This window comes from Peribacillus simplex NBRC 15720 = DSM 1321 (assembly GCF_002243645.1).
Taxonomy (GTDB): Bacteria; Bacillota; Bacilli; order Bacillales; family DSM-1321; genus Peribacillus; species Peribacillus simplex.
Genome location: NZ_CP017704.1, coordinates 2,065,549 through 2,082,111, shown reverse-complemented (window position 1 = coordinate 2,082,111; position 16,563 = coordinate 2,065,549). Strand labels below are relative to the sequence as shown.

Sequence of the window (16,563 nt, the reverse complement as noted above, 5' to 3'; positions counted from 1 at the left end):
AAGCAATTTATTGCTGGAAACTTTTTTTAATTTAAAAAGAAGATGCCCCCAGATATATCTGGGGGCATCTTAATTATCATCTTTGCCTTGGAGTATAATCCAATTCCTTAAATAGTTCCGTCAATTCATCCTCGGTTAGATCGCGCCATTGTCCGATCGCCAGTCCGTCCAAATGGATGTTCATGATCCGGATTCGATGCAAATCACGGACTTCATACCCTAGTGCGGAGCACATACGGCGGATTTGTCTGTTCAGTCCTTGCATCAAAGTGATGTTAAATGTATATTTGGTCAACTGTTCAACCTTGCATGGAAGTGTTTTCGTATCCAAAATCTCCACTCCGGATGACATATCTTTAATGAAGGAAGCGGTAAGTGGTTTATCCACGGTCACGATGTATTCTTTTTCATGTTTGTTTTCTGCACGAAGGATTTCATTTACGATGTCTCCATCATTTGTAAGAAGGATCAGACCGCTTGAGTCTTTGTCCAGCCGTCCGATATGAAAAATGCGAAGCGGATGATTTACAAAATCAACGATATTCCCTTTAATGTGTTTTTCCGTCGTACTTGTAATCCCTATCGGTTTATTCAGTGCAATATAGACATTTTGCTGTTCCACTTTTATCGGCTTGCCATCTACACGAACATCATCGCCGGGTTCAGCTTGACTACCGAGCTCAGCTACAGTGCCATTAATCGTCACACGGCCCTCGGCTATCCATTTGTCTGCGCCTCGTCGCGAGGTAATTCCGGATTCACTGATATATTTATTGATCCTCAACTAAAGCACACCTTTTCATTCAGATTTTCTTCTTTAAAGGATAACGTAAATCATGGTGCATAGACAAGGGGAAAAGACAAGAAAGCGTTCGTTGTTGAGAATTACTGGATTACATGTTCTTCGTGAGAGCTGCCGGATCTTCTTTTTTCTTTTTACTTGTCAGGTAGACGCCAATGAAGACAAGGAGGCCTCCTAGGATTTGGACGATAGTAATCGCATGCCCTAAAATCAGGCTAAGAATGGCGGTAAATACAGCAATCAGATTTAGATAAATTCCAGCCTGGCTGGCATTGATATGACGAAGGGAAATATTCCAGAAAATAAAGGAACCGACAGACGGGAAGATTCCAATATATAAGAGACCCGTGATGGCTTTACTGCTTAAATCAAGGTTCATTCCCGAGCCAATGGCGAATGGAGCGACGAGAATCAATCCGAGAAATACGGAAACGGCAGTGGCTGAGATGATCGGAATGTTTTTCAGTTTTTTACCAATTATTGAATAGAAGGTCCAAACGAGAATCGCCAAGATCATCAATAAGTCGCCTTTATTGTAATTGAGCTGGAAAATATCCAGAAGGTGTCCTTTTGTCAAGACCAATAAAACGCCGAATAAAGATATGATAAGTCCGAGTGCATGGAGGGATGAAATTTTCTCCTTTAACAGCAAAGCGGAAAAAAGAACAATTAAGGCAGGGTTCATGGAATTGACAAGAGCAGCATTCATGGAAGTTGTATAGGTCAGAGCCCAATAAAGGAAAAAATTATAACTGATGATTCCGAGCACACCCATGACTAATAGTAATTTCCAGGCTTTCCATACACTCTTCCAGTCTGGCTTTTCAATCCATTGGGCTAAAGGAAACAATAAGAAAACGGCTATTAGCCATCGCGTAAATGTTAGTTGGATCGGAGAAAGTTCGGTCACAACGTATTTTCCGAAAATGTAATTACCGGCCCAAAATAAATTTGCCAAGATAAGAAATAAAATAACAATAGATTTTTTCATCAGACTGCCTCTTCCTTAATTGATGGAATATTCATAAAATATAACAAAACAGAAGTACCTAAGCAATATAGAGAGCCTAGTAGTCAGTTTTTTTGTACAAGGATGGACCACAGAGCAGGATAAATAAAGAAAAGGCCGTTCAACTTGATCTGAACAGCCTTTTCACATCTATATTAAGCGAAAATGGCACTGATTTCGGCGATTTCATCCATGGTTAAATCGACATCCAATGCTTGTAAGTTGCGTGTGACCTGTTCTGGCTTTTTCGCTCCGGGAATCAGTACATCTATCGAGTGCCGAGTTAAATACCAAGCAAGTACCACATCGGCGACATCGGTATGCTTCCTGTTGGCGATTGCCCGTACTTCTTCCACTTTTTGCAGGTTGCTTACAAAGGCTTGTCCTTGGAAAAGCGGACTTTTTGCCCTGCCGTCCTCGAACGTTGACTCCTGATTATATTTGCCCCCGAGCAGACCAGAAGCAAGGGGGAAATAAGGAATGAAGGAAATATTATTTTCGGCTGTATATGGCAGTAGGTCTTGTTCCGCCTCCCGTTTGAATAGATTGTACTCGGATTGCAGGACATCGACATAGCCGTCTTTATTCGCTTCCTTCAATTGTTCGAACGAAAAGTTCGAGACGCCGATTGACTTGATTTTGCCTGCATCCTTCAATTCCTTTAAGGCACCTACTGCTTCATCTTTAGGGGTATCCTCATCAGGGAAATGGATATAGAATAAGTCGATGTAGTCTGTCTGGAGCCTTTTTAGACTCGAGTCCACGGCATTTTTCAGAAAATCCGGAGAGTTATCAAAGACGACGTTGCCATCGGCAAATTTGTGTGCCCCTTTAGTGGCAAGGACTATATCCTCGCGTTTGCGACTCTCTTTAAGGATTTCACCTATAAGTTCTTCTGAACGCTCAGGACCGTAAATGTAAGCTGTATCCCAAAAGTTAATTCCCTCTTCCAATGCCGTTCTCAAAACATCCCTTCCTGTATCCTCGCTTAGATTAGGGAATAGGTTATGTCCGCCAATTGCATTTGTGCCAAGGCCAATCGAATTTACATACAGATCTGTTTTACCAATACGGGTTTGCTTAGACATACTACTTATCATCTCCTTTGACCCCATCATAACAAAAAGCGGATGTCTATTTCCAAAATAAAGCAATGCAGGTGTGTAAAAAATAAGCAGATGATCCGTAAAATCACCTGCTTCCTTCATTAATATAATGTTTCGATTTCCAACTCCTCAGCTGGTGCCGTTTGTCCGATTTGACTGAGCAGAAGGCCAAAGGCTGTACCGACGAGAGCAGGGATGATCCACTCCATGCCGTAGGCAGAAAGGGGAAGGACATCACTCAAGGTTTGCACGGGTCCTAATTGTAAACCGAATGCATTCAATCCATCTATCAAGGCGAAAACTCCTGTGAAAGTTATTGCACTGCGATAAACCTTCTTCGGGTTTTTGAAATGACGGCTGAAGAATGTCAGGACAATCAGGACGATCGTTAACGGATAAGCCATGACAAGGAATGGTACCGATACTTTTAAAATTTGATTCAGACCCATATTTGAAAGGATGAAACCGACGATTGTTACAATCAGAATGACGGTTTTGTAGTTCAGCTTGGGGAAAAGTTTTGAGAAATATTGTCCGCAAGCAGTCGTCAATCCGACGACGGTGGTGAAGCATGCTAATGTGAAAATGATGCCGAGAAGGACCTTTCCGCCAGTTCCAAGTAAAAGGGTGGATGCGACAGTGAGGATATCCGTTCCGTTTTCGAATGACCCATCGGCAGCCATGCGTGCTCCCATTACACCTAAGGAGATATAAACTAAAGAAAGCAAAACACCAGCGATGAGACCCGCTTTTACTGTATATCTCGTCAATTGTTTTCGTTCGGAAATCCCCCTTTGCTGGATTGAAGTAAGGATTACGATCCCAAAAGCCAAGGCGGCTAGAGCATCCATCGTGTTGTAACCTTCAATGAATCCTTTTGAAAATGCTCCTGCAGCATATGCTTCGGTTGGAGCTTGGAATGGAGCATCAAGCTTTACGAACCCAACGACACAGAGAATGACCATGGACAAAAGTAGAACGGGTGTAATCCAGCGTCCCATGAAGGTTTCCATTTTTTCTGGATTCAATGAAATGGCATAAACGATGATGAAAAATATGGTTGTGAACATGAATAGAAATAGTGATTGATTCATTGAGTCGCCAAGATATGGCTTGAAGCCCATTTCATAGGCAACATTCGCATTCCGTGGAATGGCCAGAAAAGGCCCAATGCTTAAATAGATGACCACCATGAACAACGTGCTGAATAGAGGATGTACACGGGCACCGATAGTTTGTGCCCCGCCTTTAACAAGTGAGACTGCAAGAAGCACCAAAATTGGCAGGCCGACTCCGGTGGCGACAAAACCGGCAATGGCTGGCCAGAAAGAAGTGCCCGAAGATGCTCCTAAAAATGGAGGGAATATGAGGTTCCCCGCTCCGAAGAACATTGAGAAAAGCATAAGGCCGATAAATAATGTGTCTGTTTTTTTCATGGTGATTTCTCCTTTTTTTAAAATGATAACTCTCGCCGACTGGCCTGAAAAAGGCTAATTAAAGTGTTTTGTGCAAATAAAAAACTCGCCCCTGAAAATCAGGGACGAGTTTGTGCTCGCGTTACCACCCATATTCCGCACTTCAAAGAAGCTGCGGCACTCAGTCAACGTACGAATTCATACGTGATCCATTGTAACGGCGGAAACCCGTCAAAGCCTACTGCATTTTCAGCTTTGCATCTCAGAGATGATTTTCGGATAGGCCTTGGACATCGACTTCCACCACATGTCGACTCTCTGTGGAACAGGGTTCTCATCTTACTCGTTCTCTTCATAGATTTTATAATATAAAGACAATTTAGCAAATTCTGATTATGAAGTCAACATATTTTATCATTAATCCTTTTAAAGGAGCAGGAAATTAGTCCCTAGTTGGCGAAACTTCCTTTATCAAGAGTGTTTTTTGAAAAAGAATAGGATATTACTCCCTATTATCTTTCTAATCGCAACTATATTATAATAGAAGGCAGAACACTAAAGGAGACAACAGTATGTCTGAAAATAAAAAATTAAGCCTGGCGGATGCAGTCAAACAAAAACTGGCTCAAAAGCAAGCAGGATCAAGTAAAGATAAACTGGAAACAGGCGTTGTGAAGAAAACGAAACAGCTTAAAAGCCAGTTGACCAAAAAGCCGAATAACCAACGTAAGCGTACAGGGGTATAATCCTAATTTGTCAAAGGACAACGACTGTTCGGAGCTTATCAGAGAGCAGTTACCTTTCATGAATGAGGGTACTGCTTTTTTATATGAACGCAAAAATGGGGATTTAGTAATGGACGAGGCAGAGTAATTTTGTTTTTATACTCGTTTATAGGTAGTTGAAGGGCTGGGCTTCTGGTAATTTAGAGGTATAAAAAATGGTTCGCTCACCTCTATCTGATATGTGGTAAAACTAGAAAAAACATATTTTCTCGAATATGGAAATGACATCTTTGTATCGGTTTATTAAAAACATTACATTTCCATTTGTTTCTGTTTTAAAATTGTAAGAGTGGTGACATGTTGTTACCATATTGTTTTGCTAAAATAATATTTTAGGGTTTTGTAAATAATTTTTTAACTAAAGGAACCTATAAATTGAATGTTAGGTCTACTAGAAGGCTTATAGAATCAGTGATTATCCTTTAATTGAAAATATGAAATATATCGGGGGAATAAAGATGGACGAACGGCTGATCGGAAAAAAATATTATGAAACGATGATTGAGGATACAAGGAAGCACCCCATTCAAGCTTTGGGTGAAATGTTTCTCGTGGAACAAAAAAAGGAAAGAGCGGATTTAACCGCAATTCGATTTGCTCAAGGAGAAGTATATTTTCAGCATCATGACTATGAAGCAGCCATTTTTAAATGGGAAAACATAGAAGGGGAACTTGGTTCATGGGCGAAGAAAAACATCGCTGATGCTTATTTTGAACTGGAAATGTATTCAACCGCAGAGGATATCTATAAATCCGTCGATACGAATGAATCGGTCTTGAAAACAGAGGTTCTTTTACAACTTTTTTCCCTGTACATAGTGGAAACGAGAAATGACCTGGCTTCCAAAGTCGTGAAAGAAGCAGTCGAGTTTCAGCCGGACTACCCGAATGTCACGGAAATCGCACGTGCCTTTTTTGAAGAACAAAAGGATTGGAACAGTGCGGTGGAATTAGCGGCGAATGAAAGTATCCGTACAGAATCAATGGGCTGGTTCGATGTGCTGAAAACGTATATCCAGCAGGGTGTAGCCCAATCGATGGATCCGGATTATTTTTCAACTGTCCTTGGTTCGCTATACACTCTCGACCAGGAACGTTTCGAAAAGGTGACGGTTGCCCTGTGGAAAAATTATAAATATACGGATTCTTATTTCGAATGGCTAAGAGTGATTAATAACTTGATAGATACCATCGAATTAAACCATGCGGATGTATGGGATGAGCTTTCCGTCTATTACAGGGATGCATATGCAGGTCTGTTAGAAGGAACGCACCTAATCAAAGATTTAAGTCCGGTCGTGCCAAGGTTGCTGGAAAACTGGCTCAAAATCGCAGATGGGGAGCTATCGCTGTTTGCAGCGGCATCCACGTTGTCCTGGAATGAAATCTTCCCGGATACGATCAATGCGCTGGTCATTCAGGATGCAGAAAGTCTGTTGGCGAAATCCCCTAAATTGGGAGGCGGACTGGAAGCGGGGGAAAAACTATTCAATTCCATTATCCAGTGGGCTGATGAGAATGATTTAAGGGTTGGCAATAAGCTTAATTGGATGGTCGAGGGGCTTAAGGATACCGAAAATTTCAATCTTCTACTTGTGGGAAGTACAGGAAATGGCAAGACATCCTTTATTCAGTCAATTGTTGGGGAGAGTATTGCTGCCGAAGATCATTCGTCCCTAGTAAGTGTCAAAGACGGGGATGACTTGGAAATCCTCGAAATTACCGATACAGATCGCAAAGCTGTCATGGAGTTAACTGAATTGGATGAAACACGCCGTCAGCGCGGGACGATTGTCGATGTTACCCTTATTAGTGACTACCTCAGAAATAATCGTCTGCGATTATTGGATACACCGGGGTTCAATGGCGAAATAAGCGTGGAATCCGACTTCCAAAGCTATTTGCATGGCAGTGATGGCCTGATGTTCGTTCTAGATGCCCGGGCGCCATTCACCGGAAGTGAACGGGACCTGTTATTGGAAATTCAAATGATGGCCCCGAAACTTCCGATTCATTTCTTATTAAATAAAATGGATACGATATACAGTGATCAAGTCGCAGTTCGAATGGAAGACGAAACATGGGATAAAGTGAATGCATACTTCCCGAATGCGAAAGTATTCGCCTTCTCCAAACTTTATGACAGCAAGCAGCAATTGAAGGACCTTTCAGTTTTCCTTCAATCGAATTATCAAGATGATAATTGGAAAGAAAGAAGGTCTGAAAAAATCCTTGCTTTCATCCGTAAAACATTATCTAACCTGTTAGAAAAACGGGCAGCTAATGAGCGTAAATGTGAGCACTCCATTTCTTGGAATGAACAGATGGAAATCAAACTGAATGGAGCGGTCAATCAACTGGCTGATTTGGAAAAAGAAAAAAGTGAGAATATCATAAGGTCATATCGTTCGCTTAAAGATGAAGTGAAAAATCAACTTTATTCCAAAATTCCTGAATTACTGAGGGATTGTTCTAAATCGTTAACGGAGAGCAGTGATTTCAGTCAGGTCCATATACAGTTAAACCAGGAAATGAATGAGCGGATCCAAGCATTCATATCTGATAAAATCATGCCGCAGTATTACCGTTCTCTTCAAGATTGGATTGCCAGTTCCCAAATGGAATTCGCACAAAGCCAACAATTTATGGATGAGATGAGTGCTGGTTTCAATGAATTATACAAAGAAGAACGAATTACGCTTGCAGGTGACTTCAGAGTATTGGATGACTGGCGTCGTGATGCCGATCGGATGACAAGCAGTATCCGCATCGATGACGTTAATATCCTTTTGCGCAGGACTCCATCACAATTGCTGCTTAAAGGAGCAGGAAAGCTGTTTGGGGCGATACCGCAAAATAAAGCCAATATGTACAATCGTTATAAGAAATACCTGGAAAGTGAAGATTACCTGGATGTTGCCGAAATGATCACGGAACGTTTCCTTACCCAATTTGGATTGTTTGAAAAATCTTTGGATCGGGACATTTCACTTTTCTATCGCAGTTCATTTGCCTTACTTCAAAAAACGATAGAGCAAACGCAGACTGAAATAAAAGACTACCAGGCTGCATTGGAGCATATGAAAGAAAATCCGGAAGTTTACCGTGACCCGATCACTTTGTTCGAAGTGAAATTAAGACAGTTGGAGAGGCTTGAAAAAATTGAGAAAAAGCGTCTAGCCCAGCTTCAAAGAAAATAAAAAATAACGGGGAACATTTCAAATATTCAAAAATCTATTGACTTTACGACTATATCCCTATAAAGTGTTAATTACGAAAACGTAACACAATATATCTCTTATCAAGAGTGGCGGAGGGACTGGCCCTAAGATGCCCAGCAACCGTTCCATTAGGAATTGGTGCTAAATCCTGCAAAACAGAAATGTTTTGACAGATAAGAGAGGGACAAGTCTGCAAAACAGCCGATTAAACCTCTCTATATTAGAGAGGTTTTTATTTTGGGATTTACACCAACTTAACTGATAAGACTAATAAGAAAACATGGAGGGAAACAAGATGAGAAGGTCTATTAAAGGGATATTCATTTCAGCCATCGCTTCGGCATTGCTTTTAACGGGTTGCTCTACAGGGCAGAGTTCCACAGAATCGAAGAAAGAAGAAAAAGTATCATTTGAAAATGTCCCGGAAAGATTTGCTGATGGGGATGGAGCCAGAATCAAAGTGATCCGTAAAATTGGCGGTGATGATCATACGGCCCAATACCTGGCGGGGGCAAAAGAAGAGGGAGAAGCACTGGGATTTCAAGTGGATACGTATACAGCAAATGGAGATACGGCTAAATTCCATGATGCGATAGCGCAGGCTTTGGAGGAAGATTACGACGGCTATATCATTTCCCATGGTGATGATGCAGCAACTGTGAATGACGTTCAAAAGTTGGTTGATGCAGGGAAAAGCGTTGTCACATTCGATTCAATAAGCGATCTATCTAAAATAAAAGGCGTGACATTAACTTCACAAGATGATGAAGCGTTGGCAACACTGGCTTTTGATAAACTGATAAAAGAACAGAAAGGTGAAGCGGCAATTGCATATCTTTGGGTGGACGGTTTTCCTCCAATGGTAAGAAGAAATGCAGTCTATCAGGAAAAATTAAAAGAAAATCCTGGAATTAAAGAAGTAGAAAGATTCGGAGTGGCATCTGCTGATACTTCGGTTCAGACACAAAATGCTGTAGCCGCAATGCTGAATAAGTACCCTAAAGGTAAATTGGATGCCATTTTCGCAACATGGGATGCCTTTGCAATCGGTGCAGCCCGGGCGATTAAAGAAGCGGGCCGAGATGAAGTGAAGATATATGGAATTGATGTATCTAATGCAGATCTCCAGGAAATCCAATCAGCTGATAGCTCGTGGTCCTACACGGCAGCAGTCGATCCCAAGTTGATCGGTGCAGTGAATATGAGGATATTGGCTAAAAAATTAGCGGGCGAAGAAACGCCGCAAACATATGACCTGGAGGCATCACTTATTTCACAAAAGCAAATCCAAGCTTCAAAAGAAGCGGTAAACATGGCAAACCTGTCTGGTATTGTCGAAGGCTGGGGTGTATCGACGGAATTTGAAGAAGATTGGATGAAGGTTTTGAAAGATCATTATAAAAAGTAAAAAGAGACACTCTCTTTCCAGTGAAGGGAGTGTCTGTTCAATAAGGAGGAATGGACATGGGCACGCAATTAGAAATGAAGAAGATTTCGATTGAATTTCCGGGGGTAAAGGCGCTGAGTGAAGTTGATTTTTCCGTACAATCAGGAACAGCCCACGCATTGGTCGGTGCAAACGGAGCAGGGAAATCGACGTTAATGAAAGTTTTATCGGGAGCCCATGTTCATTATTCAGGTGACATTTTTATTGATGGGATGAAGTGGGATATCCGCTCGCCAAAAGCGGCTCAGGAGCAAGGCATTCAAATTGTTTATCAGGAAGTGGATACCGCCCTCATCCCTTATTTAACGGTTGGGGAAAATGTAATGTTGAATGATATGGTCCAAAACATGGGGAAAAAACAGAGAATCCAATGGAAAGAGCTGCACAACCAAGCCGCTTATATTCTTGAAGATATGATAATTCGTGTCCCTTCGAAAAAGCTGGTAAGAGACCTTACCTTGGCTGAAAAACAGATGGTCCTGATAGCAAGAGCCGTTTCGACAGAATGCAAATTCCTGATTCTCGACGAGCCAACTGCTCCGTTAAGTCATACGGAGACGACAGAACTTTTTCGAATTGTAAATGAATTAAAGCAAAAAGGCGTGGGAATCATTTTCATTTCACATCGTCTGCCTGAGATTTTTGAAATTTGTGAGGAAATTACGATAATGAGGAATGGGGAGCGTGTCACGTGTCGAAAAAAGGAGGACATAACCCGTACCGAAGTGGTAGAGAACATGCTCGGGAAAACCATGGATGAACAGTTTCCTGAAGTGAATACTTCGATTGGGGACGTTATTCTGGAAGTGAAGGGATTGTCAGATGCAGAGAAAGTTAAAAATGTTAGCCTGAATATTAAAGCTGGCGAGATAATCGGCTTGGCAGGTTTGGTCGGGGCTGGGAAAACGGAGCTGTGTAAAACCCTTTTCGGTCATACTTCGATCACAGCGGGCGAAGTCATCCTGAATGGTCGAAAGCTTTCTTTAAAATCACCGCACGAAGCAGTAAAAAGCGGTCTGGCACTTGTACCTGAGGAACGCAGGAAAGAAGGGGTCCTTGTTCAGGAATCAGTCTCGGCGAACTTGACTGCAGCCAGTCTCGGCAAATTCTGCAAGACGTTCAGCTTCGTGGATCGTAAGGCGGAAAAGAAAAAGGCGAAGGAAATGATCGCAAGTCTTGGCATTAAAACTCCTTCAGGGGAAGTGAATGTCGAAAACCTTTCAGGTGGTAACCAGCAAAAAGTTGCCATTGGAAAATGGCTTATGGCCGATGCGGATGTATACATATTCGATGAACCAACGAAAGGGGTCGATGTTGGAGCCAAGAAGGATATATTCGAATTGATTGCAAAGCTTGCAAGGAATGGGAAAGCGATCATTTATGCATCATCCGAGCTTTCCGAAATCATTGGCATTACCAACCGGACATATGTGTTATATGACGGGAGCACTGTCATCGAATTAGAAACGAGCAAAACGAATGAAGAAGAACTATTATTCTATTCAACAGGAGGAAAATAGAATGAGCATACCCATTCCTGTTACACAGACAGCGAAAGCGAAGAAAAAGGTGGAACTATTCGACTTTTTCTATAAATACGGCACAATATTGACGATTATCATTCTGATTGGAGTTTTTGCCGTGTCCAATCCATCTTTCATTCAAACTACTAATCTGATCAACATCCTGCGTTCCATTTCAATCGTGACCATCATTGCGATCGGCATTACGATATCCCTGAGCGTGGATGGCTTCGACCTTTCCGTCGGCTCCGTCGCATCATTGGCCAATGCCATCGTCATATCAATGTTTGTCTGGTTTTCGCAGGATACATTTATCGCCATATTAGCTGCGATCGGTGCCTCACTTGTCGTAGGGGCTTTGAATTCATTCATGATCGTTAAATTGAGAATTCCCGACATGCTGATGACATTGGCCACCATGTTCATTATCCAGGGAATTGCCCTTACTTATACCAAGGGGGCCACGGTCTCGCAAAATATGGTCATGCCCGACGGGACATTCGCAACAGGACTGATCAGCCCGTTTTTCGCCAAAATTGGCCAGGTACCATGGATAATCCTGATCATGGCAGTCATTGTGATAGCGACACATATCTTTTTGACTTATACGAAGCACGGTCGTTATATGTACATTATTGGGGGAAATAAGGAAGCAGCGAGACTTTCCGGGATATCGGTCAATAAATACAAAATCCTTGCCTACCTGCTTTCAGCTTTATTTGCTGCAATCGGGGGTATTGTCCTTGCTTCAAGGGTCATGACATCAGAAATCAATTCAGGGTCACCTTATTTAATGGACGCCGTTGCAGCAGCCTTCATTGGTTCCTCCGTTTTAGGAGCGGGAAAACCGAATGCCTTTGGAACCTTTGTCGGTGCAGTCCTGATCGGAATCCTTCAAAATGGGCTGATCATGATGTCCGTTCCGTATTATGCGATGGATATCGTCAAAGGAACAGTGCTGGCCCTTGCGCTCGCGGTAACCTATTACAAACAAAAACACTAAAATGACAGAAATCCTATAATTGTGAATTTTGAAGATTGATAAAAATCCTGTTGGATATGCAACAGGATTTTTCCTTTTTTTTAAAGGGATGGGTCATGGATATAAGTTTCGGATCTTCATCATTTTACTTAATAATAATGAACTCTTTTTACTTTCGCTAAAATGGGGGCAGGAGGACCTTTTGCTCCCTCATTTTTGGAGTATAAACATTGACCACAATAGTTAATTTTTATAGAGAACTTACTTTACCTTTTAATAAGATTGATAATGATCTATTGTAAAGTATGAACATTCATATCCTATACTTATCTAAAGGAGAGTGTAAACTTATGCGTGAAACCTGTGTTCCGACTGGCGTGAAACCAAATGACACTGGCTTTGGATATACTTTGTCCTTAATAGGCGGCAAATATAAAATGATCATAATGTATTGGCTGTCTGAAAATAAGGTTATGCGGCATAATCAGCTGAAGCGAAGTATCGGTACCATTTCCTTTAAAACACTAAGCATCATGTTAAAAGAGTTGGAGGCAGACGGCCTTATCATACGCAAGGAATTTCCCCAAATACCCCCGAAAGTAGAATATTCATTATCTGAACGTGGTCTATCTCTCATTCCATTGTTAAATATGATGTGCGAGTGGGGAGAGAAAAACAGTTTGCCAGCTCAGGAGACTGTACAGCCGTAGGTGTAGCTATTTTGATTAAATCAAAAGAAGTATTTCCCTAACAAGGAAATACTTCTTTAATGAAACTGCCTATTAAAGGTTGTCGACAAAATTCAAATAATCTTGTGCGCTTTTTTCCAATTCGCTTGCGGAAGGCTCATTTTCAGCACCATAAAACGCAAAGAATGAACGATAATCTGCATTGCAGTATAGGAAGGTAGTTTCAAAGGGAGATAATAAATGTTCAATTGTATAGCGATATCTTCCCTCTTCACTATAATCTTCTTTGTTAATTCCGGCAGATACAGCTAAAGCAGCTTTGCGATTCTTTAATTTATCGCCTCCATTTGAACCATAAGCCCAACCATAAGTAAAAACATCGTCAAGCCATCTTTTTAGGAGAGGCGGACAATTAAACCAATAAAAAGGGAACTGTAAAACAAGATTACTATGCGATTCGATTAATTGCTGTTCTTTTTCCGCATTAATGTTTCCGTCAGGGTAAACTTTATTCAATTCGTGTACTATATACTTTTCCGGATATTTCCTGAGCTCTTCTACCCATCGCTTATTTATGACGGATGTTTCTAGACTTGGGTGTGATACGATAACAAGAGTTTTCAAAGATTTCTCCTCCTTAATTATTATTTATCTTAAGTATAAAGTGCACTCTGCAAGTACGTAAGTATGCACTTTTAGTATAGGTACTTACCTAAAGGAGAGTGTTAAATCAAAATGAGAACAACCAAGAAGCGTATGTTTTAACAGGATGCTCTGGCTACGATATACCTTACTATTTAGGAGCAGAATCTTCTTATATTATCATTTGCGATCGTTCTTTGTCGTTCAGCTCTTTTTCTTATGGATTTAAAAGGACCGGTAGTTGCATAAGATTTTTTTTACTTTATAATTAGTACCAGGTATTAATATCAGTTATAAAATTGATGCAATTCATAACACGAGGTGGTTATTTTATGTTCAAATCCAAAGCACGTATTACTGCGATAGGTTCTTATGTTCCAGAAAAAAGGTTAACAAATAAGGACTTAGAAAAAATGATTGAAACCAATGATGAATGGATTGTTAAACGTACTGGTATTAAAGAGCGAAGAATTGCACATGAAGAAGAGTTTACTAGTGATATAAGTTATAAAGCTGTAAAGGATTTAATGGAAAGGTATGATAAATCTGTCGAAGATGTTGATATGATTATTGTCTGTACCTTTACACCTGATTTCAACACTCCAAGTGTAGCTTCTTTAGTCCAAGCAAAGCTAGGTATTAAGAATACTGGAGCTATTGATTTAAACGCTGCTTGTGCAGGATTTACTTATGGGTTGCATGTGGCTAATGGATTAGTAACATCTGGTTTAAATAAGAAAGTTCTTGTTATTGGAGCTGATACTTTATCTAAAATTATGGACTATGAAGATCGAGCCACTTGTATTTTATTTGGAGATGGTGGAGGAGCAGTTCTTGTAGAATATGATGAAAAACAGCCAAGTTTTATTTCTTCACATTTATATTCGGAAGGAGAAGGCGGAAAAAATTTATATAGTACAAACCTATCGACACGTATAAATGGTGAAGACTTGAATAATAGTGGTAACCTTGTACAAAATGGACGTGAGGTTTATAAATGGGCTGTTACTACTGTTCCAAAAGGAATGCAAACTGTGATGAAAAATACTGAATTTCATTTGAATGAAGTTGATTGGTTTGTACCGCATAGTGCAAATTTAAGAATGATTGAGTCAATATGTGATAGAAGTGGCTTTCCAATTGAGCGTACTTTATATAGCTTAGTGGAGTATGGAAATACTTCTTCAGCAACAATACCATTAGCTTTAGATCAAGGAGTAAATGAAGGAAAGCTCAATAATGGTGAGAAGATTTTATTATATGGTTTCGGTGGTGGGTTAGCACAAGCAGGATTGCTTATCAATTGGACCCTATAACACTTTTTTCTGTTACTGATCAGCAGCTTTGTTCTTATTGATATAAAGGGTCAGTTAAGTTACCAAGGATACTAAAATAACAAAAGACACCGTACTAATAGGTATGGTGTCTTTGAATTATCTTAAGGGATTTCAAAATCTCCAAATGGGCGGAAGCCTGCCTTTAGTAAGAAGTTTGGGTTGGTAAGTGATAAGTGAACAGGGCCCAAATATCATGTTTACTCCAATATTAAGTGGGAATGCTATTTACAGTATATATCCCTGAAATTTGAGGAGGAAATTTTAACATGCTTGATGCTAAGACCATAGAAATCGTTCAGTCAACAGCACCTGTTCTCAAGGAACATAGTAAACCAATAGGAAAGAGATTTTATGAATTACTATTTTCAAAAGCTCCTGATTTGTATAACCTTTTTAACCAAACGAACCAAAAAAGAGGAATTCAACAAGAGGCCTTGGGGTATGCTGTCTATGCTGCAGGTGAACATATTACGAACCTTGAAGCGATAAAACCTGTAATTAAAAGAGTTACTGAGAAACATCGTGCGATAGGGGTCAAGCCTGAACAGTATCCGGTTGTAGGTGAAACGTTGCTTCAAGCAGTTAAAGATGTGTTGGGTGACGCAGCCACAGATGAAATCATAGAGGCATGGGGAAAGGCCTATGGCTATATTGCAGATGCCTTTATTGATATTGAAAAAAACCTTTATGAGGAAACAGAACATCAGCCTGGTGGATGGGAAGGATATCGAAGCTTCAATATCGATAAAAAGATAAAAGAAAGTGATGTGGTAACCTCCTTTTATCTAAAGCCTACAGACGGAAAACCCATTGCCTCCTATCATGCTGGGCAATACCTAACACTTAAGGCTGAAGTTCCTGGCGAGAAATATACGCACATACGCCATTACAGTCTTTCGGATTCACCTGGTAAGGATTACTACCGAATTAGTGTTAAACGTGAAGATGCCCATGGAGATGCTCCATCTGGAATTGTATCTAACTATTTACATAGACAGCTGCAAGTTGGAGATACGCTGCAATTTTCTGCTCCAGCAGGTGACTTCGAACTGGATAACACTGATTTACCCGTTGTTCTAATTAGTGGCGGTATTGGCATTACACCTTTGCTTAGCATGTTAAATACCATTATAGAAAAGCAACCACAACGTCAGGTTACGTTTATCCATGCAACAAGCAATAGTCAAACACATGCTTTTAAAGATCATCTGCAACAAATAGTGAATGAACATCAACATATAAAATCATTTGTAGTCTATGGTGCACCAACAGAAGCCGATCGAACCTCTGGGCATTTTGATAAAGAAGGATACGTTGGTTTAGACTTCCTGCAATCTATCGTTCCATCAAAAGAGGCTAATTTTTATTTCTGCGGACCTATTCCTTTTATGGAAGCAATCAATGAGGCCCTAAATAAATGGAGTGTATCGAAAGACCATATTCATTATGAAGTATTTAGTCCACTCGCTATTTTAGGAGAAAAATAAGTAAACTAAATTGTGAATAAAAAGGATCTTTCATTGAAGTGAACCCAAAAGATTAAATGTTCCACTCTTTTAATTCCAGTCTACGAACTTTATGTACAACGTGGGAATCATTTTCCGA

At 40.5% G+C, this 16,563-nt stretch carries 13 protein-coding genes, 1 riboswitch and 1 other annotated feature; of the genes, 8 read left to right on the top strand and 5 right to left on the bottom strand.

Features of this window, described 5'->3' with window-relative positions; translation table 11 throughout:
- Positions 1–76: 76 nt before the first annotated feature.
- The 4 genes from rluF to brnQ all read right to left on the bottom strand — a co-directional run bounded on the left by rluF (position 77) and on the right by brnQ (position 4,353).
- Positions 77–784 (bottom strand): 23S rRNA pseudouridine(2604) synthase RluF, encoded by a 708-nt coding sequence (gene rluF / locus BS1321_RS09860; RefSeq protein WP_063235298.1) that lies wholly within the window; start codon positions 782–784, stop codon positions 77–79.
- 109 nt (positions 785–893) lie between these two features.
- A complete protein-coding gene (locus tag BS1321_RS09855; RefSeq protein ID WP_063235299.1) occupies positions 894–1,793 on the bottom strand; it encodes a DMT family transporter in 900 nt (299 codons plus the stop codon).
- 173 nt (positions 1,794–1,966) lie between these two features.
- Entirely contained in the window at positions 1,967–2,899 is a 933-nt protein-coding gene (locus BS1321_RS09850; protein ID WP_063235346.1) for an aldo/keto reductase, read from the bottom strand.
- A 119-nt stretch (positions 2,900–3,018) separates the two neighbouring features.
- Positions 3,019–4,353: a branched-chain amino acid transport system II carrier protein gene (gene brnQ / locus BS1321_RS09845; protein WP_063235300.1), complete on the bottom strand. Its 1,335-nt coding sequence runs from the start codon at positions 4,351–4,353 to the stop codon at positions 3,019–3,021.
- A gap of 97 nt (positions 4,354–4,450) precedes the next feature.
- Positions 4,451–4,697: a binding site (T-box leader), on the bottom strand.
- A 207-nt stretch (positions 4,698–4,904) separates the two neighbouring features.
- On the opposite strand from brnQ, the gene BS1321_RS27840 reads away from it, so the two are divergent.
- The 6 genes from BS1321_RS27840 to BS1321_RS09820 all read left to right on the top strand — a co-directional run bounded on the left by BS1321_RS27840 (position 4,905) and on the right by BS1321_RS09820 (position 13,000).
- Positions 4,905–5,078, top strand: a complete 174-nt coding sequence (locus BS1321_RS27840) for a hypothetical protein (RefSeq protein ID WP_164468807.1) — start codon at positions 4,905–4,907, stop codon at positions 5,076–5,078.
- Between the two features lie 497 nt (positions 5,079–5,575).
- A complete protein-coding gene (locus tag BS1321_RS09840; protein WP_232522782.1) occupies positions 5,576–8,317 on the top strand; it encodes a GTPase domain-containing protein in 2,742 nt (913 codons plus the stop codon).
- A gap of 95 nt (positions 8,318–8,412) precedes the next feature.
- A riboswitch (SAM riboswitch) is annotated at positions 8,413–8,518 on the top strand.
- 115 nt (positions 8,519–8,633) lie between these two features.
- Positions 8,634–9,746: a sugar ABC transporter substrate-binding protein gene (locus tag BS1321_RS09835; RefSeq protein ID WP_063235301.1), complete on the top strand. Its 1,113-nt coding sequence runs from the start codon at positions 8,634–8,636 to the stop codon at positions 9,744–9,746.
- Positions 9,747–9,802: 56 nt separating this feature from the next.
- Positions 9,803–11,305 (top strand): sugar ABC transporter ATP-binding protein, encoded by a 1,503-nt coding sequence (locus tag BS1321_RS09830; RefSeq protein WP_063235302.1) that lies wholly within the window; start codon positions 9,803–9,805, stop codon positions 11,303–11,305.
- Between the two features lies 1 nt (position 11,306).
- Positions 11,307–12,311, top strand: coding sequence for an ABC transporter permease (locus tag BS1321_RS09825; protein ID WP_063235303.1), 1,005 nt, complete (start codon positions 11,307–11,309; stop codon positions 12,309–12,311).
- 329 nt (positions 12,312–12,640) lie between these two features.
- Positions 12,641–13,000 carry a winged helix-turn-helix transcriptional regulator gene (locus tag BS1321_RS09820; RefSeq protein ID WP_063235304.1) on the top strand — a complete coding sequence of 120 codons (360 nt, stop codon included), beginning with the start codon at positions 12,641–12,643 and terminating at the stop codon, positions 12,998–13,000.
- A 72-nt stretch (positions 13,001–13,072) separates the two neighbouring features.
- Here the strand turns inward: BS1321_RS09820 and BS1321_RS09815 are convergent, their stop codons facing one another.
- The gene (locus BS1321_RS09815; protein WP_063235305.1) at positions 13,073–13,603 is read right to left on the bottom strand and encodes an NAD(P)H-dependent oxidoreductase; all 531 of its coding nucleotides are present in this window, start codon (positions 13,601–13,603) and stop codon (positions 13,073–13,075) included.
- 350 nt (positions 13,604–13,953) lie between these two features.
- Here BS1321_RS09815 and BS1321_RS09810 point away from each other — a divergent pair, with 350 nt between their 5' ends.
- Both BS1321_RS09810 and hmpA read left to right on the top strand, forming a co-directional pair.
- Positions 13,954–14,937 (top strand): ketoacyl-ACP synthase III, encoded by a 984-nt coding sequence (locus BS1321_RS09810; RefSeq protein ID WP_063235306.1) that lies wholly within the window; start codon positions 13,954–13,956, stop codon positions 14,935–14,937.
- Between the two features lie 287 nt (positions 14,938–15,224).
- Positions 15,225–16,445 (top strand): NO-inducible flavohemoprotein, encoded by a 1,221-nt coding sequence (hmpA, locus tag BS1321_RS09805; RefSeq protein ID WP_063235307.1) that lies wholly within the window; start codon positions 15,225–15,227, stop codon positions 16,443–16,445.
- Positions 16,446–16,563 lie beyond the last annotated feature (118 nt).